This window comes from Bradyrhizobium sp. P5_C11_2, from assembly GCF_054049755.1.
In genome coordinates, this window is sequence record NZ_JBFULT010000011.1 from 16,180 (window position 1) to 40,191 (window position 24,012).

Here is a 24,012-nt window from a genome sequence, read left to right on the forward strand (position 1 = left end):
TAATGCGTTTTAACGATATCGCTGCCCTCCATAATGAGGGACGCGTCATTCATCCTGGGCCGCGCGGCTTCGCGCGTGCTGGCGGTCATGCTGCTGGCGGCGGCGACCGCGCTTGGCGGCTGCGCCGGCGGCGGTGGTGCCGCCAACTCCTATGCGATGGCGCCGAGCGCCGGCTCTGGGGCGACGGTCGCCTTCGAATCCATCGACGGGCCGCCGCCGCAGGTGTTCGACCGCATGGTCGGCGTGCTCGACAGCGAATCCAAGCTGCGCAGCCTGTCCGTGGTCTCCCGCGAAGGCACCGCCGCCTACCGCGTGCGCAGCTACCTCTCCGCCCAGGTGGTGCGCGGCAAGACCGTGATCGCCTGGGTCTGGGACGTCTATGACGCCAACCAGCAGCGGGCGTTGCGCCTCTCCGGCGAGGAACCGACCTCCGGCAAGGGCGGCCGCGACCCGTGGGGCGCCGCCGACGATCTGGTGCTGCGGAAGATCGCCCAGGCCGGATTCAGCGGACTTTCCAACATGATCAACGGGACGCCGGATGCCCCTGGCTCCGCTCCCGCCTTGCGGGGACCGGCGGTGGCGAGCCTCCCGTCGCCCACCCAAGCGGTGGACCTGCCGGCCACGGCGCTCGGCTATGCCGAGCGATAACCCCCGCTAAACCACGGCCCCAACTTGCCGCCAAACCGTTGGCCCGACTCAGGATTTCGGAGGGAAAACGTAGCATCCCGGGTTGCCATTGCAGCCTTCGGCCTGATATTTCCTCGCCCGTCGTAACCGTGCTTCGAGTGGGTATTCCCAGATGTTGAACGTCGTATCCAGCAAAGCGCGGGAGGAAGCGTCCATGTCGGCCAAAAACGGCTCCATCAAGCTTGTCGCCGGCAACTCCAATCCGGCACTCGCACAAGCCATCGCGCAGGGTCTGGACCTGCCGCTGACCAAAGCGGTGGTGCGGCGCTTCGCCGACATGGAGATCTTCGTCGAGATCCAGGAGAACGTCCGCGGCTCGGATGCCTTCGTCATCCAGTCGACCTCGTTCCCCGCGAACGACCATCTGATGGAACTGCTGATCATCACCGACGCGCTGCGGCGGTCGTCGGCGCGCCGCATCACCGCGGTGCTGCCCTATTTCGGCTACGCCCGGCAGGACCGCAAATCGGGTTCGCGCACGCCGATCTCGGCCAAGCTCGTCGCCAATCTGATCACGCAGGCCGGCGTCGACCGCGTCATGACGCTCGACCTGCATGCCGGCCAGATCCAGGGCTTCTTCGACATCCCGACCGACAATCTCTACGCGGCRCCGCTGATGGTGCGCGACATCAAGGACAAGTTCGATCTCTCCAAGACGATGGTGATCTCGCCGGACGTCGGCGGCGTGGCCCGCGCGCGCGGCCTCGCCAAGCGCATCAACACCCCGCTCGCGATCGTCGACAAGCGCCGTGAGCGTCCGGGCGAGTCCGAGGTCATGAACGTGATCGGCGACGTCGCCGGCTTCACCTGTATCCTGGTCGACGACATCGTCGACTCCGGCGGCACGCTGGTGAACGCAGCCGATGCGCTGATCGCCAAGGGCGCCAAGGACGTCTACGCCTACATCACCCACGGCGTCCTCTCCGGCGGCGCGGCCGCCCGCATCGGGAATTCGAAGCTGAAGGAGCTGGTGATCACGGACTCGATCCTGCCGACGGAAGCGGTGACCAAGGCGCCGAACATCCGCACGCTGCCGATCGCCAGCCTGATCTCGGACGCGATCGCGCGCACCGCCGCGGAAGAGTCGGTGTCGAGCCTGTTCGACTGAACAAGCTGGCTTCGTAGGGTGGGTTAGCCCTGCGGACCGTGCTGCGCGCGGCCGCGGGCTAACCCTTACGGTCCGATGCGCCGCGGCACACCGCGCCCGCCCCCACGGGTTGTTGCCAATTGCGGCCCATGACATCATCCGGTCGCCGAGTCATCTCTGCCCTCTGGATGCCTGATGCCACGCCGGAAATTTGCCTGGGAGAAGCTGTCGGATGCCGAACTGCTCGGGCAGCGTCTCTCTAGCCTGAGGGTTACGGTCGAAGGCACCTGGCTCGAGGATTGCGTCGGCACGCTCCACGAGGAGCTCGAAGAGCGGGGCATCCGCCTGCGGCCGCACACATGGATCTCGAGCGAATGGTTCAGTCCGGGCGATGTGCCGGGCATCGCCATCCCCTTCTATCTCGCCCATCCCCGCCTGATGAAGCTCGAGAAGAAGATGATGTTCGACGTCGAGGGCGGAACCTGGCGCGAGTGCATGGCCATCCTCCGTCACGAGGCGGGCCATGCCATCCAGCACGGCTATCAGCTGCAGCGCCGCCGGCGCTGGCAGCAGCTGTTCGGCCCTTCGTCGAAGCACTATCCGCGCTACTACCGGCCCAATCCGGCGAGCCGGCGCTATGTCCAGCATCTTCGGCTCTGGTACGCGCAGAGCCATCCTGACGAAGACTTCGCCGAGACCTTTGCGGTGTGGCTGCGGCCGCGTTCGAACTGGCGGACACGATATGCCGGCTGGCCRGCACTGAAGAAGCTCGAATATGTCGACGAGCTGATGGGCGAGATTGCGGGAAAGCGGCCGCTTATCACGACACGAGAGCGTGTCGATCCGTTGAGCAAGCTCGGCCAGACCCTCGAAGACCACTACAAGAAGAAGCAGGCGTTCTACGCCTTCACGCCGCCGAAGACCTACGACCGCGACCTCTCGAGGCTCTTCTCCGCCGATCCGCGGCATTATCGGTCAAAGCCGGCTTCGAGCCTGATCAGGCGGCACCGCGCCCAGATCAGGCAATTGGTCGCGCGGTGGACGGGCGAGAACCAGCTCACGCTCGATGTCGTGCTCGACGACATGATCTCCCGCTGCCGTGAGCTCGATCTGCGCGCCGTCGGCCCCGAACAAAAGCTCGTTCTCGATTTCACCGTCCTCGTGACCGCCAAGACGATGCACGCGCTGTTTGGCCCGTCTCGGCGCAAATGGATCGCGCTATGAGACGCTTGCGCATTCTGGTCCTGATGCATCCGGACTTCATGCCTCCGGACTCAAGCGAGGGATACACCGCGCAGGAAATCAACGCGTGGAAAACGGAATACGACGTGGTGAGCACCTTGCGCGCGGCCGGCCACGAGGTTCGCGCCCTCGGCGCGCAGGACGAAATCAAGCCGGTGCGCGAGGCGATCGAAGAGTTCAAGCCGCACGTGGTTTTCACGTTGCTGGAGGAATTCCACAACAACGTCGCCTACGACCAGCACATCGCCAGCTATCTCGAGCTGATGAGGGTCCCTTATACCGGGTGCAATCCGCGCGGCCTGATCCTGGCGCGCGGCAAGGATTTGTCCAAGACGCTGGTACATTACCGCCGGATCGCGGCGCCGGCCTTCGCCGTCTTCCCGATGCGCCGCAAGGTGAAACGCCCGACCCGCCTTGCGCTGCCGCTGATCGTCAAGAGCCTGAACATGGACGGGTCCTTCGGCATCTCGCAGGCATCAATCGTCGATACCGACGAGAAGCTCGCGGAACGGGTCGCCTTCATCCACGAGCGGGTCGAATCCGCCGCGATCGCCGAGCAGTTCATCGAGGGGCGCGAGCTTTATGTCGGCGTGATCGGCAACAACCGGCTGCGCGTCCTGCCGGTCTGGGAGCTGAAATTCGGCAGCATGGGCGGGCGCAGATCACGGCACATCGCCACGGAGAAAGCCAAGCACGACACCGACTATCAGGAGAAGGTCGGCATCGTCGACGGGCCGGCGAAGGACCTCGCGCCCGAAGTCACCGCACGCATCCAGCGCGCCGCGAAGCGCATCTACCGGGCACTTGGCCTCGACGGCTACGCGCGTATCGATTTTCGTCTCGCCGCCGACGGCACGCCGTATTTCATCGAAGCCAATCCCAATCCCGAGATCGCCAAGAGCCAGGAGTTCGCCACGGCGGCTCAACATGCCGGGCTCAAATATCCGGATCTCCTGCAGCGCATCCTGGCTCTCGGAATAAGCCGGGCCAAGGCGGGCGTGTCGCTGGGGTGATGCAAGGCCCAGCGATCGTAGAGTACCCCCTCATCCTTCGAGACGCGCTACGCGCGCCCAGGGATGAGGGGTGATGGTCGTTGCGCTGGGTTAGACGATCCCCGCCGCGACCTGGCCGCGCAGGCGCTCGAGCCCGAGCAGCGTGTTGGCACAGGCTTCCGCGACCTCGACGCCCTTGATGGCGAAGTGCCGGCGGAAGAAATCGTAGTGCACCTCGGTCTCGTGGAATTGCTGCGGCGTCAGCACCGCGGAGAACACCGGCACCTCGGTGCGCAGCTGCACGTCCATCAGCGCCTTGATCACGGTGTCGGCAACGAACTCGTGGCGGTAGATGCCACCGTCGACGACGAGGCCCGCCGCGACGATCGCGGTGTAGCGCCGGGTCTTGGCGAGGATCTGCGCATGCAGCGGGATCTCGAACGAGCCCGGCACCTCGAACACGTCGACATGGGTGAGGTGGCGCCGCTCCGCCTCCTTGACGAAGGCGATGCGGGCCTCCTCGACGACGTCGCGGTGCCAGCAGGCCTGCACGAAGGCCACCCGCTGCGGTTTTGCGAAGCGCGGATGCTCGGTCGCCGGATCCTGTGGAACCGGCGGTTGGGTGACTTCCGAAGTCTCGGCTTGGGGATCTTGCAACATCTGATTCATGGCTTTCCTCTTTCTAAGGACCAGAATCAGGGCACACGGAACGACAAGCAGCCGCATCCTGCGATGCGTCTGCCACCGACCGTTCTCTTTCATCCGGACTTTAACCGTCGGCTTCGGAGTTGCACCGAATCTGCTGACCCTTCCCTTCGGGAACTCCTTTTCAGGAAAGCCCTTGGGGAAGGCGCTCGCGGGCTTAGGCCTTTCGGCCCTTACCGCCGGTGGGGACTTTCACCCCGCCCTKAGAACATCGGCCGTTCGGAATGAACGGCCTGACGGAAATATGACGCCGGTGAGCGGCCGCAGCAAGCGTGTTCCGCATGGGGAATCCGCATGGTCCCATGCCGACTTGGAGGTCCTCTTGGCGGTCCGGCCCTCGCCGGGCGGAATTAACGATTGGGCGAGGTCAGCAAGTCCGATTCCGATTTGTTCTTCTCGTTAATAATTGTGGCGGAGATGAGCTGTGGACGAACGAGTCCTGACTTGTGGACGGACTCGGGACCCAGTTGCGCAGATTCCGCAAATCACATCACTTGATCCGCGACAAGCCCGCGCTGATCCGAGGGGATCGCAACAGCGACTCCGAGGGGATCGCGAGAGCGACTCCGAGGGGATCGCCCTAGCGATATGAAGGGAGCGCGCGCCGGACCAACCGCGTGCGTATCAACGACAACAAAAAGGCAAGAGGTCGAGACGGCATGTCCCTGCTCGAAAGCACAATCGATTCCCGAAACCATCCGCTCGCGGTGGTCGAGGATATTGCTGCCAGCAATAACTGGCCGTTCGAACGCTCCGGCGAGGACGAGCTCACCATCGTCTCCAAGGGACAGTGGACCGACTATCAGCTCTCGTTCACCTGGATGGGCGAGATCGAGGCGCTGCATCTGGCCTGCGCGTTCGACATGAAGATTCCGGTCGCGCGCCGACCCGAGGTCCAGCGACTCGTCGCCGCGATCAACGAGCAATTGTGGGTCGGGCATTTCGATCTGTGGACCCACACCGGCATGATCATGCACCGCCAGGCCCTGGTGCTGCCGGGCGGCCTCACCGCCTCGACCGGGCAATGCGAAGCCATGCTCGCCGGCGCCATCCACGCCAGCGAGCGCTATTTCCCCGCGTTCCAGTTCGTGGTGTGGGCGGGCAAGACCACGACGGAAGCGATGGACGCGGCGATGTTCGACACGGTGGGCGAGGCGTAGGATTTCGCCTCCCCAACGTCGTGAGGAGGCCGCGGCTCTCCTCATCGTCGTCCCGGCCTAGTGCGCAATTGCGCACGGGGGGGCCGGGACCCATACCGCGTGATTTCACCGTATCGCGCGATGCTTGTTGCCAACACCTCCATCCACTAAAACCACTCGTGGTTATGGGTCCCGGCCTTCGCCGGGACGACACCGAGTTTGTGGCGACGGCTATGACGAGCAACAACACCCTTCAAAACATCACCGGCACCATCCTGCTTGCCGGCGCCGGCAAGATGGGCGGCGCGATGCTGACCGGATGGCTTTCGGGCGGGCTCGATCCGCGCCGCGTCGCGGTGATCGATCCGCACATGTCGCCCGAGATCAGCGCGCTTGGCGCAAAGGGCGTTGCGCTCAATCCCGATGCGAAGACCACCGGCGCGGTCGAGACGCTGGTCGTCGCGGTGAAGCCGCAATATTTCCGCGAAGCCGGCGCCGGGCTGAAGCCGTTCGTCTCGGACAAGACCGCGGTGGTGTCGATCATGGCGGGCACCACGATCGCCGCGCTCCAGGACGTCTGCGGCGGCGCCGTGGTGCGCGCGATGCCGAACACGCCGGCCGCGATCGGCCGCGGCATCACGGTGGCCGTCGCGGCCAACAACGTCAGCGCCGGACAGCGTGCGGTGGCCGACGCCCTGCTGCGCGCCACCGGCTCGGTGGAATGGGTCGACGACGAAAGCCTGATGGATGCGGTGACCGCGGTCTCCGGCTCGGGCCCGGCCTATGTGTTCCTGCTCGCCGAAGAGCTTGCACGCGCCGGCGTCGAAGCGGGATTGCCCGAAGCACTGGCAACCAGGCTCGCGCGCGAAACGGTTGCCGGTTCCGGCGAGCTGCTGCACCAATCGGAGCTTGCCGCGAGCACGCTGCGCCAGAACGTCACCTCGCCCGGCGGCACCACCGCCGCGGCCCTCGGCGTGCTGATGGGCGAACCCGGCCTGCGCGAGTTGATGATCCGCGCGATCGCAGCCGCAACGGCGCGGTCGAAGGAGCTGGCGAAGTAGCAAACTGCGTAGGGTGGGCAAAGCGAAGCGTGCCCACCAACTTCATTTCGCGATCGAGGAAGGATGGTGGGCACGGCGCTTCGCGCCTTTGCCCACCCTACGGCACTACGAAGTCGGGCCCGCACCCAAACGCTTGTTGAACATCTCGACATTGACGAGCCCGCGCGCATGGCGGCCTTCGCCGAGCTTGCGCGGGCCCTCGAACGCCTCGACCTCGAAGCGGATGACGCGGCGCTCGACCGCGACCACTTTTGCGGTGGTCCGCACCGTCGCGCCGACGCGCGCTGCCGCAAGATGGCGGATGTCGACCTCGGTGCCGACAGTGACCCAGCCGGGCTGGAGCGCGGCGCGGATGGCGTCGCCCGCGGTCATCTCCATCTCGAGGATCATCATCGGCGTCGCATAGACAAACGGCATGCCCGGCACGAAATGCCCGACCGTGCGCTCCGCCGGCACCACCAGCGTGCGCTCGGCGCTCATGCCGATTGTGATGAAGTCGCGTGCGTCCATGGTGTCTCCCCAACGTCGTCCCGGCGAAGGCCGGGACCCATAACCACAGGATAGGGTTTGGCGAAGACTCGGAGTTACCGGCTCGCGCCGCAACTTCTCCCTGGGGGTATGGGTCCCGGCCTTCGCCGGGACGACGGTTGTGGTTGTTGCAACAGCCGCCGCTATTTCTTCGCCGCCGCCGCGCGCTCCACGAAGGTCTTGCCGCCCTTCATCTTGTGTGCGAGCGGGGCTTCGTTGATCTGGATGACGACGGCGTCGGCGTCGACGCCGAGATTCTTCACCAGTGCCTGGGTGRTGTCGCGCATCATGCCGGCCTTCTGTTCATCGGTGCGGCCCACGGCCATGCTGACGGTGATCTCAGGCATTGTCTTCTCCCTGCTGCGTTCGTCATGGCCGGGCTTGTCCCGGCCATCCACGTTCCTTCCCATCAAACAAGACGTGGATGCCCGGGACAAGCCCGGGCATGACGGCCTGCCGGAATGGCTATCCCCACGTTACGTCATGGCGGCCCAAGACCTCGCGCACTTTGGCGACGAGGTCGGCTTCGCTGCACGAGAACTGCGCCGGGCGGCTCTCGCGCCATTCCTGGTTGGAGGCGATCGCAGCCGCCGCCTTCGCGCCCTCGATCAGATCCTTGATCTGCACCTCGCCGCGCGCCTTTTCGTCAGAGCCCTGGATGATGACGCAGGGCGCGTTGCGGCGGTCGGCATATTTGAGCTGGTTGCCCATGTTCTTGGGATTGCCGAGATAGAGTTCGGCGCGGATGCCGGCGGTACGTAAGGACGCGACCATCTTCTGGTAGTCGGCGACGCGGTCGCGGTCGAACACGGTGACGACGACGGGCCCGAATTCAGGCCGCGTGTCGAGCTTGCCGAGCAGCGTCAGCGCAGCCTGGAGCCGCGACACGCCGATCGAAAATCCGGTCGCCGGCACCGGCTCGCCGCGGAAGCGCGAGACGAGACCATCGTAGCGTCCGCCGCCACCGACGGAACCGAAGCGCACGGGACGCCCCTTCTCGTCCTTGGTCTCCAGCAGGAGTTCGACCTCGTAGACGGGACCGGTGTAGTATTCGAGGCCGCGCACGACGGAGGGATCGATGCGGATACGATCCGCACCATAACCCGACGCTGTGACCAGCTTGGCAATCTCTTCCAGCTCACTCACGCCGGCCTGACCGACTTCGCTCTTGGCGAGGTAGGTTTCTGCCGCCGCAATGGCCTCTTTCCAGTCGTCGCGCGGTTTGGTGATGGCCAGAACAACGTCGGCCTCCGCCGCGCTCAAATTGGCGCCTTTCGTGAAGTCGCCCTTACCCTCTTCGCCGCCATCCCATCGTCCGGGACCGAGCAGCTTGCGCACTTCGTCGGCGGAAAACTTGTCGAGCTTGTCGATTGCGCGCAGCACAGTCAGTCTGCGTGCCGCGTTCTCGTCACCGCCGAGCCCGATGGCTTCGAGGACGCCGTCGAGCACTTTTCGGTTGTTGACCTTCACGACATAGGAGCCGCGCGCGATGCCGAGCGCCTCCATCGTGTCGGCTGCCATCATGCAAATTTCCGCGTCCGCCGCCGGCGTTGCCGAGCCGACCGTATCGGCATCGAACTGCATGAACTGGCGGAAGCGGCCGGGGCCAGGCTTTTCGTTGCGGAAGACATAGCCGACGCGATAGCTGCGATAAGGCAAGACCAGACCGTCGGTCCCGTAGCGCTCGCCGACATAGCGCGCGAGCGGCGCGGTCAGATCGTAGCGCAGCGAGATCCACTGCTCGTCGTCGTCCTGGAACGAGAACACGCCCTCGTTCGGGCGGTCCTGGTCGGGCAGGAACTTGCCGAGCGCATCGGTGTATTCCATCGCCGGCGTCTCCACCGGCTCGAACCCGTAGAGCTCGTAGACGGCGCGGATCTTCTCCACCATCTCGCGCGTCGCCCGGATCGCGGCGGGATCGCGATCCTCGAGCCCGCGCGGCAGGCGCGCCTTCAGTTTCTGGGGTTTTTTGGGTTTTTCGGCCATGCGCGGCGTTTACCAGCCGACGCGCGAAGCGGCAACCCGGCGAGTGCTCTTCACCTCGCCCCGCTTGCGGGGAGAGGTCGGATTGCGCGCGGAACGCGCGGATTCCGGGTGAGGGGGACTCTCCGCGAGTCCAATTGTCACCACCCCCGTGGAGACTCCCCCTCACCCTACCTCTCCCCGCAGGCGGGGAGAGGGGAAGAGAATTTACGGCTGCTCCATCCGGGCCCGGAGCGCGGCGGCATCCGCTTTCGGCATGGATTTGAGCAGCGGCTTGATGGTCTCGCCGCCGACGATCTTGCCGTTGCGCATGAACATCCAGTCGGAAATGTCGGCTTGCGCGAACTCGACCAGGTCGCCTGCCCGCTTGCCGGGCAGATCGCGCGGCTCGTTGGCGAAGCGGCCCGAATAGGCTCCGTTCGGCAGCTTCTTCACCTCGGCCATCCAGATGTGCTCGGCGCCCTTGTGGGTCGGGAAGCGCACCTTCAGGGAGTGGCCGTCCTCGGTCGGCTTCGGCGCATCAAAGGAGGCCCAGAATGTCGGAAGCGTGCCGCGGGCGCGCGCGATCGCGGCGTTCATCTCCGCATCCGCCGTGCGCACGTCGATGACGGGCGAGCGGTCTTGCGCCGCGACCTCGGGCTTGGGGCCGACGGTCAGGATGCCGAAGACCGTGATGCCGGTGATTGCGGCGAGAACGGCCCATTTCAGGGGCTGGGAGAGCTTGGATGCCATGATCGCGATGTCCAGGATGCTTTTGATGTCCAGGTACTCAAGGTCTTGGACTATGTCGCGCGATCGCGGCGGGGCGTTCATGGGCATGTCTGCCAACCGGCGTTCCCCGGATGCTGCGCAACGCGCCGCGCTTGCGGCGTGGTGCGCTGCCGATCCGGGGTCCATCCGCGGCGAGATGGGTCCCGGCTCTGCGGCGCACCGCTGAAGAAGCGCTGCGCCGCGTCCGGGACACGAGATCTCAAAACACCTTTTTGATCCAGCTGTGCGGATCGTTGGTGCGGCCGTACTGGATGTCGATGAGCTGCTTGCGCAGGCCCATGGCGACGGGCCCGGCGGCGCCGCCGCTGATGTCGAAATCGCCGCTCACCGAGCGCACCTTGCCGATCGGCGAGATCACGGCGGCGGTGCCGCAGGCAAACGCCTCCTTCAGCTTGCCGGAGCCTGCATCCTTGCGCCATTGGTCGAGCGAGTACGGTTCCTCGCGCACCGTCTTGCCGGCATCGCGGGCGAGCGCAATGATCGAGTCGCGGGTGATGCCCGGCAGGATCGTGCCGAGCGGCGGCGTCGACAGCGAGCCGTCCTCGAACACGAAGAAGATGTTCATGCCGCCGAGCTCCTCGATATAGCGGCGCTCGACCGCGTCGAGGAACACGACCTGATCGCAGCCATGCTGGATCGCCTCGGCCTGCGCGCGCAGGCTCGCGGCGTAATTGCCGCCGCACTTGACGGCGCCGGTGCCGCCGATCGCGGCGCGCGTGTAGTTCTCCGACACCCAGATCGACACCGGCGCAGGACCGCCCTTGAAATAGGAGCCGACCGGCGAGGCGATGACCGCGAAGATGTATTCGGACGACGGCTTCACGCCGAGGAAGGTCTCGCTCGCGATCATGAAGGGCCGCAGGTAAAGGCTGCCCTCGCCGCCCGGCATCCAGGCGCGGTCGATGCGCACGACCTGCTCGACCGCCTCGATGAAGACGTCTTCAGGCAACTGCGCCATCGCCATGCGGTCGGCGGAGTCCTTGAAGCGCCGCGCATTGGCGTCGGGGCGGAACAGGTTCACGCCGCCGTCGTCGCGCTTGTAGGCCTTGAGGCCTTCAAAAATTTCCTGCGCATAGTGCAGGACGGCGCCGGCCGGATCGAGCTGGAAATTGGCGCGCGCCTCGATCCGCGCCTCGTACCAGCCGCCCTTGGCCTGGTTGTAGCGGACGATCGCCATGTGATCGGTGAAGACCCGCCCGAAGCCGGGGTCCACCAGCTTGGCCACGCGGTCCTTCTCTGGAGTAGGATTGGATGCGGGCTGGATCTCGAATTTCATGCTCATTTCCTTGCCTCCCGCTGCCGGTGGCGGCGCCGTCCTGGCGCCGGCCTACCCTCTTTCGGGCCCGGCTGGCTCGATTAGGTTTCTGGCTGAACCACCGCCAGCCATGTTACGGCCGGTTTCCGTAGCCAGCATGCCGCGGAGGACATGCTTTTGCGGAAGGCAGAAGTCCAGTATGTTTTGCCGAAATGCCGCTCGACAATCGCACGGTAGACCTGATCCGGCCGTCGCCGCCTGTCCGGCTTTCCCCGGCCGTCCTCGACGATGCCACCCGACGCGAAACGATCTAAAATTTCGTGCCGGCTAATCGTTTTGTAACATTGAACCCAAGATACGTCAATATGCCTGACATAAATTTCGCTACTCCCCCTCAAGACGCTGCCGAGCCACGGCCGGCGGCAGGCGACGGAGGCAATTTGCGCTGGGATATCATCGAGCTGTTGTTCTTCGCCTATCGTGATTTCGTCGGCGACCCCGACCAGGAGCTGGAGGCTTTCGGCTTCGGCCGGGCCCATCACCGGGTCATGCACTTCGTCTACCGCTATCCCGGGCTCAAGGTCGCCGATCTGCTCGACGTCCTGCGCATCACCAAGCAATCGCTCGGCCGGGTGCTCAAGCAGCTGCTGGACGAGGGCTACATCGTGCAGAAGACCGGCGACAACGACCGTCGCCAGCGCCTGCTCTACGCCACGCCCAAGGGCGAGGCACTGGTGCAGAAGCTCGCCGGCCTCCAGACCACGCGGATCACCAAGGCGCTTGCCGAGATGGCGCCGCAGGATGCCGAGACCGTCAAGCGCTTCCTGCGCGCGATGATCGACCGCGAGGATCCGGACAAGGTGCTGGAGACGATCTTCGCCACCGTCAATCAAGACGCAAAGGAGTGACCGTGCCGCTCGCTGCCACGCTCGCGCGCCCGCCCGCACAGCCGGCCGACGACGCCCCGCATCTGCTGCTGGTCGACGACGATCGCCGCATCCGCGATCTGTTGTCGCGCTTTCTCGCCAGCGAAGGCTATCGCGTCACCACCGCCGCGAGCGCCGGCGACGCGCGCTCGAAGCTGCTGGGGCTGCATTTCGACCTGCTGATCCTCGACGTCATGATGCCCGGCGAGACCGGCTTCGATCTCGCCCGCTTCATCCGGACGTCCTCATCGGTGCCGATCGTGATGCTGACGGCGCGGCACGAAGCCGAGGCCCGCATCGAGGGCCTGCAAATCGGCGCCGACGATTACGTGGCAAAGCCGTTCGAGCCGCGCGAGCTGGCGCTGCGCATCAACAACATCCTCAAGCGCGCCGCGCCGCCGCCGCAGGCTGCGACTGTGGAGAAGATCGCATTCGGTCCTTACATCTACCATCTCGATCGCGGCGAACTGCGCCAGGGCGAGGAAGTCATTCACCTCACCGACCGCGAGCGCGAGATGCTGCGGATCCTCTCGGAGACGCCGGGCGAGACCGTGCCGCGTAGCGCGCTGACCGGCAATGGCAGCGTCAACGAGCGCGCCGTCGACGTGCAGATCAATCGCCTGCGGCGCAAGATCGAGACCGACCCCGCCAATCCGCTGTTCCTCCAGGCGGTCCGCGGCATCGGCTACCGGCTGGTGGCCTCGCCATAAAATCCAGAGCAGTGAAGCGCGACCGATGAGCACGATCGATACCGGCCTGACGCTGCTGCGAAGCGCCGCCGGCCGCGTCTCAGCCGCCAATGGCTGGATGGGCAACGCGTTCAAGGGCTGGATGCCGACCGGCCTCTATGCCCGTGCGCTGCTGATCATGATCGTGCCGATGGTGGTGCTGCAATCCGTCGTCGCCTTCGTGTTCATGGAGCGGCACTGGAACACGGTGACGCGCCGCTTGTCGGCCGCGGTGGTGCAGGACATCGCCGCGCTGATCGACGTCTACAAGGGCTATCCGCAGGACAAGGACCGCGACCAGATCCGTCGCATCGCCCAGCAGCGCCTCGGCCTCGTGGTGGATTTCCTGCCCGCCGGCGACATGCCGCCGCCCGGACCAAAGCCGTTCTTCTCGCTGCTCGACCAGACGCTGTCGGTGCAGCTCGGCCGCCAGATCGGACGCTCGTTCTGGATCGACACGGTCGGCCGCTCCAACGTCGTCGAGATCCGCATCCAGCTCGACGATGCCGTGATGCGCGTGTTCGCGCAGCGCAGCGCCGCCTATGCCTCGAACTCGGAGATCTTCCTGTTCTGGATGGTCGGCACGTCCTCGATCCTGCTGATCGTCGCGGTGCTGTTCCTGCGCAACCAGATCAAGCCGATCCTGCGCCTTGCGGACGCCGCCGAAAGCTTCGGCAAGGGCCGCGAGGCGCCGAACTTCCGCCCCAGGGGCGCGCGCGAGGTGCGGCGCGCGGCGGTCGCCTTCCTCGAGATGAAGTCCCGCATCGAGCGCACGATGGAGCAGCGCACCGCGATGCTCGCCGGCGTCAGCCACGATCTGCGCACCATCCTGACCCGCTTCAAGCTCGAGCTGGCGCTGATCGGCGACAATCCCGAATTGGAGGGCATGCGCAAGGACGTCGACGAGATGTCGATGATGCTCGAGGATTATCTCGCCTTTGCCCGCGGCGATTCCGGCGAGCAGTCGCAGCCGACCGACATGGCGCAGGCGCTCGAAGAGCTGCGCAGCGACGCCGAACGCCATGGCCACGCCGCGACCGTCGCGTTCCACGGCCTGCCCGTGGTCACGGTGAAGCCGGCCTCGTTCAAGCGCTGCCTCGCCAACCTCGTCACCAACGCGGCGCGCTACGGCAGGACCATCGCCATCGCCGGCCAGCGCGATCACCGATATTTGACCGTCACCGTCGACGACGACGGGCCGGGCATTCCCGCCCATCTGCGCGAAGAGGTGTTCAAGCCGTTCCTGCGGCTGGACAACGCCCGCAACCAGGACGAGGGCGGCACGGGTCTCGGGCTGGCCATCGCCCGCGACATCGCCCGCTCGCATGGCGGCGACATCACGCTCGGCGACAGCCCGATGGGCGGATTAAGGGCGAGTGTGCGGATACCGGTGTAGCCGCGATCTTCCTTCTCCCCTTGCGGGAGAAGGTGGCGTAGGCGGCCTTCGGCCGCCGTTCTTAAGAACGCCGAAGCGAAGCTTCGGCTATGGCGCCGGATGAGGGGTTGCTTCAACGAATTCAGAAGTAAGAGTGTCACACGCGGTGAGATGCCCCTCACCCGTCTCGCCGCTTCGCGGCGAGCGCAAGGGGAGAGGGGAAGACAACCTACTTCGGCAGCAGCGCCTTCAGCTTATCGACGTCGCGGACGTTCATCTTGAAGCCGCCGGGCATCACGATGTCGCCGGGCTTCTGGTCGGGCTTGCAGGCGCCCAGCCATTTGGCTTCGAGCGTCATGGTGGTATCGCGGCCTGCCGCGCCGACGGGGCCGCCTTGCGCGTGCGAGGTGGTCTTGACCGTGTAGGCCGAATTRAAATCGCCCACGATCTCCGCGTGAGAGGTCGTGCTGATGCCGGCGACGTTGCACTCGGAATCGCTGACATAGCCGGTCGCCGTCTTCTTGATGTCCTGCTTGGCGCAGATCTGCTTGGCCATCGGGGAGACGTTGTTGTTCATCTCCTTGTCGACGGTCTCGTCGGTGCAGTGCTGCATGGTCATGTCCGGCATCGCCGAGCCGCTCCTGACCATCTTCAATTCCCACAGGCCGGCCTTGCGCACCGGAAGGTCGTCGGCGCAGGCGCTGCCTGCCGACAACACGAGGCAAACGGCTGAACCGAGCAAAGCGAGCTTGCGCGTCATGCGAGAGGCTCCCGGCTGAGATGACTTGACCTTATCCTGGCGTCAGGAGAACGCCTCAGTAGAGCGTGCGGATCGGCCGGTCGGCGGCCCCATAGGGCACCCAGCGGCAGGAAAATGAGATGTAGCCGCCCTCGTAGCCCTGCACCGCGAGGAATTTGACCACCTTGCCGTACCGCGCGCAGTGATCGACCGCGACCTGCCGCGCATCGACCTGGGTCGCCATCGAATAGGCGATGATGCCCCCGGTGTCGTTGCCCTTGAACGGCGGCACCGGCAGGAGATCGGCACGCGCCGACTGGCTTGCCAGCAGTCCCGAGACAACCAGGCCGACAACAAGGCCCGCGGCCGCAATGATTCGCATTCCCGTCACTCCAATTGGTTGGCGCCAGTTTACGGTGCCGGCGCGACCGTGGAAAGAACGGAAGGGCCGTCTGCCGCGTCATCACGCTCAACTCGTCGGCAAGTGTTGCCGCGCTGCACTTGACCTCCCCCGGCCTTCGCGGCACCGTCAGTCCCTCTCAGATCATGCTGTCTGGATTGCCCATGCGCGCCCTCTCGTCCCTGACATCGCTCCGCTTTGCCGCTTTGCTCGGCCTCATGCTCGGGGCGCTGTCGCTCAATGAGGCGAGGGCCGCCAATCCGCTGGAGCTGAATTTCTGGCTCAGCGGGCCGCGCTATGACGGCAATGTCGCCGATTGCGACAAGGCGCTGCCGACGATCGCGACCCAGTTCTGGGAGAAGGAAAGCTCGTTCTGGAATTCCTCGTTGAAAATCACAGGCTTCTCGGCCGTTCACGAGACCGCGTTCCGGCCCTGGGCGTCCGATAACATCCCGCGCCGTTACTGCACCGGCGAAGCGATGCTCAATGACGGCAAGATGCGCAAGGTGCACTTCTYGATCATCGAGGACGGCGGCTTTGCCGGCTACGGCCAGGGCGTCGAATGGTGCGTGGTCGGGCTCGACCGCAACTGGGCCTACAACCCGGCCTGCCGGGCCGCTAAGCAATAATTTCGACAAGCCCTGATTCGCGGCCGGCTGGTCCGGAACCGGCGCCGCTCGAATTTTGTTCTTGAAATGTTCCTGTCGCCTGCTAGGCTCGATTGCACAGTCTAGTTGAGGGGCTTTGCCATGTTTCATTCCAGATTGCGTCGGTTTTCCCGCCTGATGATCTCGCTCGCCCTCGCTGCCGGGCTGGTCTCGGCCGCCGGCGGCGCGCGAGCGCAGGACAAGCGGCAGAACACGCCGGGCGAGTTCGATTTCTACGTTCTGTCGCTGTCCTGGTCGCCCTCCTTCTGCGAAGAAGCGGCGGAACGCGGCGGACGCTCGCAGATCCAGTGCGGCGGGCGGCCGTTCGCCTTCGTGGTGCACGGGCTGTGGCCGCAATATGAGAACGGCTTCCCCGAATATTGCCAGCGGCCGGCACCGCGGCTGAACCGCAGCATCGTCTCCTCGATGCTCGACCTGATGCCGGCGCCGGGCCTGATCTTCAACGAATGGGACAAGCACGGCACCTGCTCGGGTCTCGCCGACCGCAGCTATTTCGAGACGATCCGGAAGGCCCGTGCCGCAATCAAGATTCCGGCCGAATATCTTGACCTGACGCAGGCCAAGACGGTGGCGCCGGCCGAGGTCGAGGAGGCCTTCATCAAGGCCAATCCGGGCTTGAGCAATGCCGCCGTCTCGGTCACCTGCAACCGGACGCGGCTCTCCGAGGTCCGCATCTGCCTCAGCAAGGACTTGCAATTCCGCGCCTGCGAGGAGACCGACCGCCGCGCCTGCCGCCGCGATCAGGTGACGATGCCGCCGATCAGGGGTGGGTAGCTAAATCAGCTCCGTCATTCCGGGGCACGCGAAGCGTGAACCCGGAATCTCGAGATTCTCAGGTGCGCAATTGCGCACCATAGTTCGGTGCTACACACCGCCCCGGAATGACAGCAGTTACTTTCATCGCGCGATGTCGTAACTCTGCGCCATGAACTACCGCCACGCCTTCCATGCCGGCAGCTTCGCCGATGTCATCAAGCACATCGTGCTGGCCCGCATCCTGACCTATTTGCAGGACAAGCCGGGCGCGTTCCGCGTCATCGACACCCATGCCGGCGCCGGCCTCTATGATCTCGAAAGCGACGAGGCGCGGCGCGGCGGCGAATGGCTGACGGGCATCGCGCGGCTGATGCAGGCGCGCCTGTCGAACGAGACCGTCGCGCTGACCAAGCCTTATCTCGACATCGTCCGCGCCTTCAATCCGAAGGGCGAGCTCAAGGCCTATCCGGGCTCGCCGCTGATCGCGCGCGGCCTGATGCGGCCGCAGGACCGCCTCGTCGCCTGCGAGCTCGAGCCGAAGGCGCGCAAGGCGCTGATCAATGTGCTGCGGCGCGACGAACAGGCCCGGGTGGTCGATCTCGACGGCTGGGTCGCGCTGCCGGCCTTCGTGCCGCCGAAAGAGCGGCGCGGGCTCGTGCTGATCGATCCGGCCTTCGAGGCGAAGGACGAGTTCGAACGGCTGGGCGAGGCCTTCTCCACAGCCTTCGCGAAATGGCCGACCGGTATCTATGTAATCTGGTATCCGGCCAAGAGCCGGCGCGCCACCGACGCACTGGCGCAACTGGTGGCGCGCGCCGCAGCTGCAGCAAAACCGCCTGGAAAATGCCTGCGGCTCGAATTCAGCGTGTCGCCGCAGGTTGATGGCGCACCGCTCGCCACCACCGGGCTCCTGATCGTCAATCCGCCCTTCACGCTGCACGGCGAGCTGAAGACGATCCTCCCCGAGCTGGAAGTACCGCTCGGCCAGGGCGGACCAGCACGCTTCAGGCTGGAAGTCCCAAAGCCGTAACACTCCGGCATTCTTGGGAAAAATATGCAGGAGCGGTAGTCAATCTGCGATGAACCGTATTATGCTGTTTCCGTGACTGGCTTTACGTTCCGCTTCCGCGAATGGTTGCGGCGGAGTGAAGGCCCTAAGAAAGATCCGGTCGGACCGAATGGTCTGCCCAAGGATGGCCAGCTCCCGGGCTTCGTAAAGCCCGGTCATGCCGTGACGCGCGTCTGCGTCGCGGCGGAGGAGCAATGAGGGGGAGTTTCCCGATGGCCATGACGGGAACGGTCAAGTTCTTCAACGGCGAGCGCGGCTACGGCTTCATCAAGCCGGACGACGGCGGTCGCGATGTCTTCGTTCACATCACTGCGGTGGAGCGAGCGGGACTGAAGGACCTTGCCGAAGGACAGCGTATTACATTTGAAGTCGAACCGGACAAGAAGGGGAAGGGGCCGAAGGCGGTCAATTTAGTCATCCTCTCCTAGCGCACCTGATTAAAAAAAATCCCGGCCGCTTGCGGCCGGGAGGTTGAAGGTGTCCGGTCTTTTCTTCTTTGGCTATCAGAAGTGATAGTTCACGCCTGCGCGCACAACGCTGGCGCTATAGCCGTTTGACACGCCTGTAATCGCGAACTGACTCGTCGACAGATCGATGTAGAGATATTCGAGCTTGGCGCTCCAGTTCGGCGCGAAGCCGACTTCCGCGCCGGCACCGATGGTCCAGCCGGCGCTGGTGTGCGACTCCGTCCAGCCGAAGGTCTGCGCACGCAGCTCGCCGAAGGCGAGACCGGCGGTGCCGTAGAACAGCACGTTGCTGAAGGCATAGCCGGCGCGGCCGCGCAGGGTGCCGAACCAGGGATTGGAGAACTTCCACGGCGCAAAGGTGTCGTCGGCGCCGGCGGCCTGGATGTCGCCTTCGACGCCGAACACCCACGGACCGTTCTGGAAATTGTAGCCGGCCTGGACGCCGCCGACGAAGCCGGAGGGCTTCACGGGCGTGTTGCTCACCGAACCCCATTCATAGCCGATGTTGGCGCCGAGATACGGGCCGGCCCAGCTATAGGCATTCAGCGGCTGATTGACGGTATAGGGCGCGCGCTGCCCGTAGCTGAGATCGGCGGCCTCTGCCGAAGCCGTCCAGCCGGCGGCAACCAACGCGGCCGCGCCCACCATGAGCCTCTTCATCACACTCTCCAACGCAACTGCCGCAGCCGTGCGATGCCTGCACCGCCGCGCAAGGCGTGCCGCATGGTTACGGAACCAAGAACTTTTCGCGTAGGATTTATCGAGAGTTTTAAGTTAAAGGGCTGTTAAGTCCGGTTACCGCGCGCTTAACAGACTTAAGGAAGCGTTACCGGGAACTGGGTGCGCTATCCGGTGCATGCAGCGTGGCCGGAACTTCAAATCGGCACCCCCAGCGCCTAAATTCGTCCCATGGTTCACGATTCCCCCGACAATCCGGACGACGCACGCGCACGTAAATCGCCGCACCGGACCGCACCGGACGCCCCGCCCGAGGGGCTGGCGCCGCCGGACCTCGATCCCGCCACGGCTGGCGGTGACGACGAGGACGATGGGCGGCTGCCGGACATCCTGGAAGAGAGCGGCGCGGTCGGCGAGGGCCCGCTGGCGAGCGGCCATGAGACGATCGAGCGCGCGGTCCGGCTCRCCCCCACCTCGCCCGGCGTCTATCGCATGCTCAATGCGAACAACGACGTGCTCTATGTCGGCAAGGCCAAGAACGTCAAAAAGCGGCTGTCCAACTACGCGCGCCTCAGTGCGCCGCAGCCGGCGCGCATCCTGCGCATGATCGCCGCCACGGTCTCCGTGGAAATCGTCTCGACCACGACCGAGACCGAAGCGCTGCTGCTCGAGGCCAACCTCATCAAGCAGCTCCGGCCGCGCTTCAACGTGCAGCTCCGCGACGACAAGTCGTTTCCCTACATCCTGATCACCGGCGACCATTGGGCGCCGCAGATCCTGAAGCACCGCGGCGCGCAGACCCGCCCCGGGCGCTATTTCGGCCCGTTCGCCTCCGCCGGCGCCGTCAACCGCACCATCACGGCCTTGCAGCGCGCCTTCCTGATCCGCTCCTGCACCGATTCCTTCTTCGAGAGCCGCTCGCGGCCCTGCCTGCTCTACCAGATCCGCCGCTGCGCCGGCCCCTGCACCCGCGAGATCGACTTCCCCGGCTATACGACGCTGGTGCGCGAAGCGACCGACTTCCTCTCCGGCAAGAGCCAGGCGGTGAAGCAGGAGCTGGCCGCCGAGATGGAGAAGGCCTCCGGCGAGCTCGAATTCGAGAGCGCGGCGCTCTACCGCGACCGTCTCGCCGCGCTCTCGGCAATCCAGTCGCAGCAGGGCATCAATCCGCGCACGGTGGAGGAAGCCGACGTGTTCGCGATCCACCAGGAGGGCGGCTTCTCCTGCGTCGAGGTGTTCTTCTTCCGCACCGGGCAGAACTGGGGCAATCGCGCCTATTTTCCACGCGCGGAGAAGAGCTATACGCCGGAGGAAGTGCTGGGCTCGTTCCTCGCCCAGTTCTATGACGACAAGCCGCCGCCGAAAGTCATCCTGCTCTCGCACGAGATCGAGGAAAGCGAGCTGCTCGCCACCGCGCTGTCGATCAAGGCCGGCCACAAGATCGAGGTCACGGCTCCGAAGCGCGGGGAGAAGAAGGAACTCGTCACCCACGCCCTGACCAATGCGCGCGAGGCGCTCGGCCGCAAGCTCGCGGACACCGCGACCCAGGGCCGCCTGCTGGAGGCGATGGCCGCGACGCTGAGCCTGCCGCATGCGCCGAAGCGCATCGAGGTCTACGACAACAGCCACATCCAGGGCACCAACGCGGTCGGCGCCATGATCGTCGCCGGGCCCGATGGCTTCGTGAAGAACCAGTACCGCAAGTTCAACATCAAGTCCGAAGGGCTCACGCCRGGCGACGACTACGCCATGATGCGCGAGGTGCTGGAGCGCCGCTTCAAGCGCCTCATCAATCCGCCCGAGGACAATGGGGCCAAGGCCAAGGACGATGATTTCCCACAATGGCCGGACCTCGTGATCATCGACGGCGGCCGCGGCCAGCTCAACGCCGTCCGCGAGATCTTCGCTGGCCTCGGATTGACCCAGGTGTCGCTGATGTCGGTGGCCAAGGGACCGGACCGGGATGCCGGCCGCGAGACCCTGTTCATGCCGGAGCGCGAGGCGATCAAGCYGGAGCCGCGCGACCCCGTGCTCTACTTCATCCAGCGGCTGCGGGACGAGGCCCACCGCTTCGTCATCGGCTCCCACCRCAAGCTGCGCAAGAAGGACATCCGCGAGGCCGGATTGCAGGAGATTCCGGGCATCGGCCCGTCACGCAAACGTGCCTTGCTGCATCATTTCGGAACCCTGAAGGAGATCGAGCGGGCCTCGATCGTCGATCTCGGCAAGGTTCCGGGAGTGAGCGCCGAAAGCGCCCGCAGGATTTTCGAGTATTTCCATCCCCAGCCGGGATGAATTAAAGGGGGGCTGCGGTCATATGGTCGTCGTATCCTGCACCTCATTTGGGGAGCGGGACGGTTGACCTTCAGGCAGCAGCGGTATTGGTAGGACGGATGAACATCGCCACCACACGAGGGACGACCAGCCGCGCGATGTCCCTCCCGAACATCCTGACCTACGGCCGGATCGCCGCGATCCCGGTCGTGGTCGGGTGCATCTATGCGCAGTCGATCATGGACGGCCCGCTGTGGCTGCGCTGGGTCGCGGTCGCCATCTTCATCGCGGCTGCGGTCACCGACTACCTCGACGGCTATTACGCGCGGATCTGGAATCAGCAATCGGCATTCGGCCGGATGCTCGATCCGATCGCCGACAAGCTGCTGGTCGCCTCCTGCCTGCTGATGCTGGCCGCCGACGGCATCATCCACGGCTGGTCGCTGTGGGCCGCCATCGTGATCCTGTGCCGCGAGATCCTGGTCTCGGGTCTGCGCGAATATCTCGCCGCGCTGCGGGTGAGCGTGCCCGTAACAAAGCTTGCGAAGTGGAAGACGACCGTTCAGCTCATCGCCATCGGCTTCCTGCTGGCCGGCCCGGCCGGCGACGAGGTGGTGCCCGTGGTCTCGATGATCGGACTGGCGCTGCTCTGGGCCTCGGCAATCCTCACCATGTACACCGGCTACGATTACTTCCGCGCCGGCATCCATCACCTCATCAAGGAGGATGAGGGATGAAGCTGAAATATTTCGCCTGGGTGCGCGAGCGCGTCGGCAAGGCCGAGGAGACCGTCGAGCCGCCGGCGACGGTGCGCACCGTCGAGGAGCTGATCGCCTGGCTGTCCGGCCAAAGCGAGGCCTATGCCTATGCGTTCGAGAAGCCGAAGGTGATCCGCGCCGCGATCGACCACGCCCATGTCAGGCCGGACGCCGCGATCGCGGGCGCCCGCGAGATCGCGTTCTTCCCGCCGATGACCGGCGGCTAGACCCATGAGCGGCCCCGTCACCATCCGCATCCAGGAGGACGATTTCGACATCGCGCGCGAAATCGCGGGCCTGACCAGGGGCCGCACCGACATCGGCGCGGTCGTGAGCTTCTCCGGCATCTGCCGCGGCGACGAGGACAGCGCGAAGATCGCGGCGCTGACGCTCGAACATTATCCGGGCATGGCCGAGGAAGAGATCAAGCGCCATGTCGACGAGGCCATTTCGCGCTGGCCGCTCAACGGCGTCACGGTCATCCACCGCGTCGGCCGGTTCATGCCCGGCCAGAACATCGTGCTGGTGCTGACCGCCTCGCAACACCGCCAGGCGGCATTCGAGGCAGCCGAGTTCCTGATGGATTACCTCAAGACCAGCGCGCCGTTCTGGAAGAAGGAAGAGAGCGCCACCGGCACCGGCTGGGTCGAGGCCCAGGCGCATGACGACGAGGCCGCCGCACGCTGGGTCAAATCCTGATGGCAAGAGCGACGAGAAAGACCACGCGCGGCCGCGCCGCGCCAAAGCTTGCGAAGGTGGGCCGCGGCGAGCTTCTCACGCTGATCGATTTTGTCCGCTACGCGGTCAGCCGCTTCGTCGAAGCAAAGCTCGCCTTTGCCCATGGCACGACCGACCCGGTCGCGGAAGCCGTCTTCCTGGTCTGCGAAGCCCTGCATCTGCATCCCGACCAGTTCGAGATCTTCGCCCACGCCTGCGTCACGGCCACGGAAGGCAAGACCATCCTCGATCTCATCCACAAGCGCGTCACCACGCGCAAGCCGGCCGCCTATCTCGTCAACAAGATCTACATGCGCGGCCTGCCCTTCTACGTCGACGAGCGCGTCATCGTTCCGCGCTCCTTCATCGGCGAGCTCATGGCTTCGCATTTCGGCGGCGACGGCGAGGCCGGCTCGCTGATCGACGATCCCTTGGCCGTCGAGCGTGTGCTCGATCTCTGCACGGGCTCGGGATGCCTCGCCATCCTCGCCGCGCATCATTTCCCGAATGCCGAGGTCGACGCCGTCGACGTCTCCAAGGGCGCGCTTGAAGTGGCCGCACGCAATGTCGGAGAGCACGGGCTCGATGAGCGGATCAGCCTCCATCGCGGCGACCTGTTCGCGCCGCTCGGCGACGCGCGCTATGACCTGATCATCACCAATCCGCCATACGTCGATGCGGACGGCATGGAAGCGCTGCCGCCGGAGTGCCGCGCRGAACCAAAACTCGCCTTCGACGGCGGCGCCGACGGCCTCGATGTGGTCCGCCGCATCCTGCGCGATGCGCCCGACCATCTCACGCCGGACGGCGGGCTGATCTGCGAGATCGGCCGCGGCCGCGAATTGCTCGACGAGGCCTTTCCGGAGCTGCCGCTGCTCTGGCTCGACACCGAGGAGTCCGAGGGCGAGGTGTTCTGGATCGCGGCTGCCGATCTCGGCTGATCCGCCAAGACCGGCGTACGCCGGCGAAACCAAGACCGGCGTACGCCGGCGAAACCAAGACCGGCG

27 protein-coding genes and 1 riboswitch are annotated in these 24,012 nt (G+C 65.4%); of the genes, 18 read left to right on the forward strand and 9 right to left on the reverse strand.

Annotation, left to right across the window (positions count from 1 at the left end; translation table 11 throughout):
- The first annotated feature begins 33 nt into the window (after positions 1-33).
- From ACXJL8_RS02430 to ACXJL8_RS02445, 4 genes are all read left to right on the forward strand, one after another.
- Complete coding sequence (locus ACXJL8_RS02430) at positions 34-648, forward strand: hypothetical protein (RefSeq protein ID WP_456623361.1); 615 nt, start codon at positions 34-36, stop codon at positions 646-648.
- Positions 649-841: 193 nt separating this feature from the next.
- Positions 842-1,795, forward strand: coding sequence for a ribose-phosphate pyrophosphokinase (locus ACXJL8_RS02435; RefSeq protein WP_456623362.1), 954 nt, complete (start codon positions 842-844; stop codon positions 1,793-1,795).
- Positions 1,796-1,969: 174 nt separating this feature from the next.
- On the forward strand, positions 1,970-2,998 hold the full coding sequence (locus ACXJL8_RS02440; RefSeq protein ID WP_456623363.1) for a putative zinc-binding metallopeptidase: 1,029 nt from the start codon (positions 1,970-1,972) through the stop codon (positions 2,996-2,998).
- Entirely contained in the window at positions 2,995-4,029 is a 1,035-nt protein-coding gene (locus ACXJL8_RS02445) for a D-alanine--D-alanine ligase family protein (RefSeq protein WP_456623364.1), read from the forward strand. Before ACXJL8_RS02440 ends, ACXJL8_RS02445 begins: the two co-directional genes overlap by 4 nt.
- A gap of 90 nt (positions 4,030-4,119) precedes the next feature.
- Here the strand turns inward: ACXJL8_RS02445 and ACXJL8_RS02450 are convergent, their stop codons facing one another.
- A complete protein-coding gene (locus tag ACXJL8_RS02450) occupies positions 4,120-4,677 on the reverse strand; it encodes a 6,7-dimethyl-8-ribityllumazine synthase (RefSeq protein ID WP_456623365.1) in 558 nt (185 codons plus the stop codon).
- A 77-nt stretch (positions 4,678-4,754) separates the two neighbouring features.
- Positions 4,755-4,927, reverse strand: a riboswitch (FMN riboswitch).
- A gap of 445 nt (positions 4,928-5,372) precedes the next feature.
- Here ACXJL8_RS02450 and ACXJL8_RS02455 point away from each other — a divergent pair.
- Complete coding sequence (locus ACXJL8_RS02455; RefSeq protein WP_456623366.1) at positions 5,373-5,873, forward strand: YbjN domain-containing protein; 501 nt, start codon at positions 5,373-5,375, stop codon at positions 5,871-5,873.
- Positions 5,874-6,085: 212 nt separating this feature from the next.
- Positions 6,086-6,913, forward strand: coding sequence for a pyrroline-5-carboxylate reductase (gene proC, locus ACXJL8_RS02460; protein WP_456623367.1), 828 nt, complete (start codon positions 6,086-6,088; stop codon positions 6,911-6,913).
- Between the two features lie 105 nt (positions 6,914-7,018).
- Here the strand turns inward: proC and ACXJL8_RS02465 are convergent, their stop codons facing one another.
- From ACXJL8_RS02465 to ACXJL8_RS02485, 5 genes are all read right to left on the reverse strand, one after another.
- Positions 7,019-7,423 carry a thioesterase family protein gene (locus tag ACXJL8_RS02465; protein WP_456623368.1) on the reverse strand — a complete coding sequence of 135 codons (405 nt, stop codon included), beginning with the start codon at positions 7,421-7,423 and terminating at the stop codon, positions 7,019-7,021.
- Between the two features lie 161 nt (positions 7,424-7,584).
- Positions 7,585-7,788 carry a tautomerase family protein gene (locus tag ACXJL8_RS02470; RefSeq protein WP_456684572.1) on the reverse strand — a complete coding sequence of 68 codons (204 nt, stop codon included), beginning with the start codon at positions 7,786-7,788 and terminating at the stop codon, positions 7,585-7,587.
- Positions 7,789-7,906: 118 nt separating this feature from the next.
- Positions 7,907-9,427 carry a histidine--tRNA ligase gene (gene hisS, locus ACXJL8_RS02475; protein WP_456623370.1) on the reverse strand — a complete coding sequence of 507 codons (1,521 nt, stop codon included), beginning with the start codon at positions 9,425-9,427 and terminating at the stop codon, positions 7,907-7,909.
- Positions 9,428-9,631: 204 nt separating this feature from the next.
- On the reverse strand, positions 9,632-10,156 hold the full coding sequence (locus ACXJL8_RS02480; RefSeq protein WP_456623371.1) for a YegJ family protein: 525 nt from the start codon (positions 10,154-10,156) through the stop codon (positions 9,632-9,634).
- Positions 10,157-10,394: 238 nt separating this feature from the next.
- Positions 10,395-11,477, reverse strand: a complete 1,083-nt coding sequence (locus ACXJL8_RS02485) for a branched-chain amino acid aminotransferase (protein ID WP_456623372.1) — start codon at positions 11,475-11,477, stop codon at positions 10,395-10,397.
- A gap of 338 nt (positions 11,478-11,815) precedes the next feature.
- Between ACXJL8_RS02485 and ACXJL8_RS02490 the strand changes: the two genes are divergently transcribed.
- From ACXJL8_RS02490 to ACXJL8_RS02500, 3 genes are read left to right on the forward strand one after another with little or no spacing between them, the layout of a single operon-like run.
- Entirely contained in the window at positions 11,816-12,358 is a 543-nt protein-coding gene (locus ACXJL8_RS02490; RefSeq protein ID WP_456623373.1) for a MarR family winged helix-turn-helix transcriptional regulator, read from the forward strand.
- Positions 12,355-13,086, forward strand: a complete 732-nt coding sequence (locus ACXJL8_RS02495; protein ID WP_456623374.1) for a response regulator — start codon at positions 12,355-12,357, stop codon at positions 13,084-13,086. Before ACXJL8_RS02490 ends, ACXJL8_RS02495 begins: the two co-directional genes overlap by 4 nt.
- Positions 13,087-13,111: 25 nt before the next feature.
- On the forward strand, positions 13,112-14,500 hold the full coding sequence (locus tag ACXJL8_RS02500; protein WP_456623375.1) for an ATP-binding protein: 1,389 nt from the start codon (positions 13,112-13,114) through the stop codon (positions 14,498-14,500).
- Positions 14,501-14,708: 208 nt separating this feature from the next.
- On the opposite strand, the gene ACXJL8_RS02505 is transcribed toward ACXJL8_RS02500, so the two are convergent.
- Positions 14,709-15,239: a DUF3617 domain-containing protein gene (locus ACXJL8_RS02505; protein WP_456623376.1), complete on the reverse strand. Its 531-nt coding sequence runs from the start codon at positions 15,237-15,239 to the stop codon at positions 14,709-14,711.
- A gap of 55 nt (positions 15,240-15,294) precedes the next feature.
- Complete coding sequence (locus ACXJL8_RS02510; RefSeq protein WP_456623377.1) at positions 15,295-15,600, reverse strand: hypothetical protein; 306 nt, start codon at positions 15,598-15,600, stop codon at positions 15,295-15,297.
- A gap of 182 nt (positions 15,601-15,782) precedes the next feature.
- Here ACXJL8_RS02510 and ACXJL8_RS02515 point away from each other — a divergent pair, with 182 nt between their 5' ends.
- From ACXJL8_RS02515 to ACXJL8_RS02530, 4 genes are all read left to right on the forward strand, one after another.
- Entirely contained in the window at positions 15,783-16,247 is a 465-nt protein-coding gene (locus ACXJL8_RS02515) for a hypothetical protein (protein ID WP_456684573.1), read from the forward strand.
- Between the two features lie 120 nt (positions 16,248-16,367).
- Positions 16,368-17,060 carry a ribonuclease T2 family protein gene (locus ACXJL8_RS02520; RefSeq protein WP_456623379.1) on the forward strand — a complete coding sequence of 231 codons (693 nt, stop codon included), beginning with the start codon at positions 16,368-16,370 and terminating at the stop codon, positions 17,058-17,060.
- A 151-nt stretch (positions 17,061-17,211) separates the two neighbouring features.
- Positions 17,212-18,072, forward strand: coding sequence for a 23S rRNA (adenine(2030)-N(6))-methyltransferase RlmJ (locus ACXJL8_RS02525; protein WP_456623380.1), 861 nt, complete (start codon positions 17,212-17,214; stop codon positions 18,070-18,072).
- Between the two features lie 251 nt (positions 18,073-18,323).
- Complete coding sequence (locus ACXJL8_RS02530) at positions 18,324-18,539, forward strand: cold-shock protein (RefSeq protein ID WP_008544396.1); 216 nt, start codon at positions 18,324-18,326, stop codon at positions 18,537-18,539.
- A gap of 75 nt (positions 18,540-18,614) precedes the next feature.
- Here ACXJL8_RS02530 and ACXJL8_RS02535 read toward each other — a convergent pair whose 3' ends face one another.
- A complete protein-coding gene (locus ACXJL8_RS02535) occupies positions 18,615-19,238 on the reverse strand; it encodes an outer membrane protein (protein WP_456623381.1) in 624 nt (207 codons plus the stop codon).
- Between the two features lie 249 nt (positions 19,239-19,487).
- Here ACXJL8_RS02535 and uvrC point away from each other — a divergent pair, with 249 nt between their 5' ends.
- From uvrC to prmB, 5 genes are all read left to right on the forward strand, one after another.
- A complete protein-coding gene (gene uvrC, locus ACXJL8_RS02540; protein WP_456684574.1) occupies positions 19,488-21,551 on the forward strand; it encodes an excinuclease ABC subunit UvrC in 2,064 nt (687 codons plus the stop codon).
- 98 nt (positions 21,552-21,649) lie between these two features.
- Positions 21,650-22,267 carry a CDP-diacylglycerol--glycerol-3-phosphate 3-phosphatidyltransferase gene (gene pgsA, locus ACXJL8_RS02545; protein ID WP_212484245.1) on the forward strand — a complete coding sequence of 206 codons (618 nt, stop codon included), beginning with the start codon at positions 21,650-21,652 and terminating at the stop codon, positions 22,265-22,267.
- Entirely contained in the window at positions 22,264-22,515 is a 252-nt protein-coding gene (gene moaD, locus ACXJL8_RS02550; RefSeq protein ID WP_456623383.1) for a molybdopterin converting factor subunit 1, read from the forward strand. Before pgsA ends, moaD begins: the two co-directional genes overlap by 4 nt.
- 4 nt (positions 22,516-22,519) lie before the next feature.
- Positions 22,520-22,987, forward strand: coding sequence for a molybdenum cofactor biosynthesis protein MoaE (locus ACXJL8_RS02555; RefSeq protein WP_456623384.1), 468 nt, complete (start codon positions 22,520-22,522; stop codon positions 22,985-22,987).
- Positions 22,987-23,946: a 50S ribosomal protein L3 N(5)-glutamine methyltransferase gene (prmB, locus tag ACXJL8_RS02560; protein ID WP_456623385.1), complete on the forward strand. Its 960-nt coding sequence runs from the start codon at positions 22,987-22,989 to the stop codon at positions 23,944-23,946. Before ACXJL8_RS02555 ends, prmB begins: the two co-directional genes overlap by 1 nt.
- Positions 23,947-24,012: the final 66 nt, after the last annotated feature.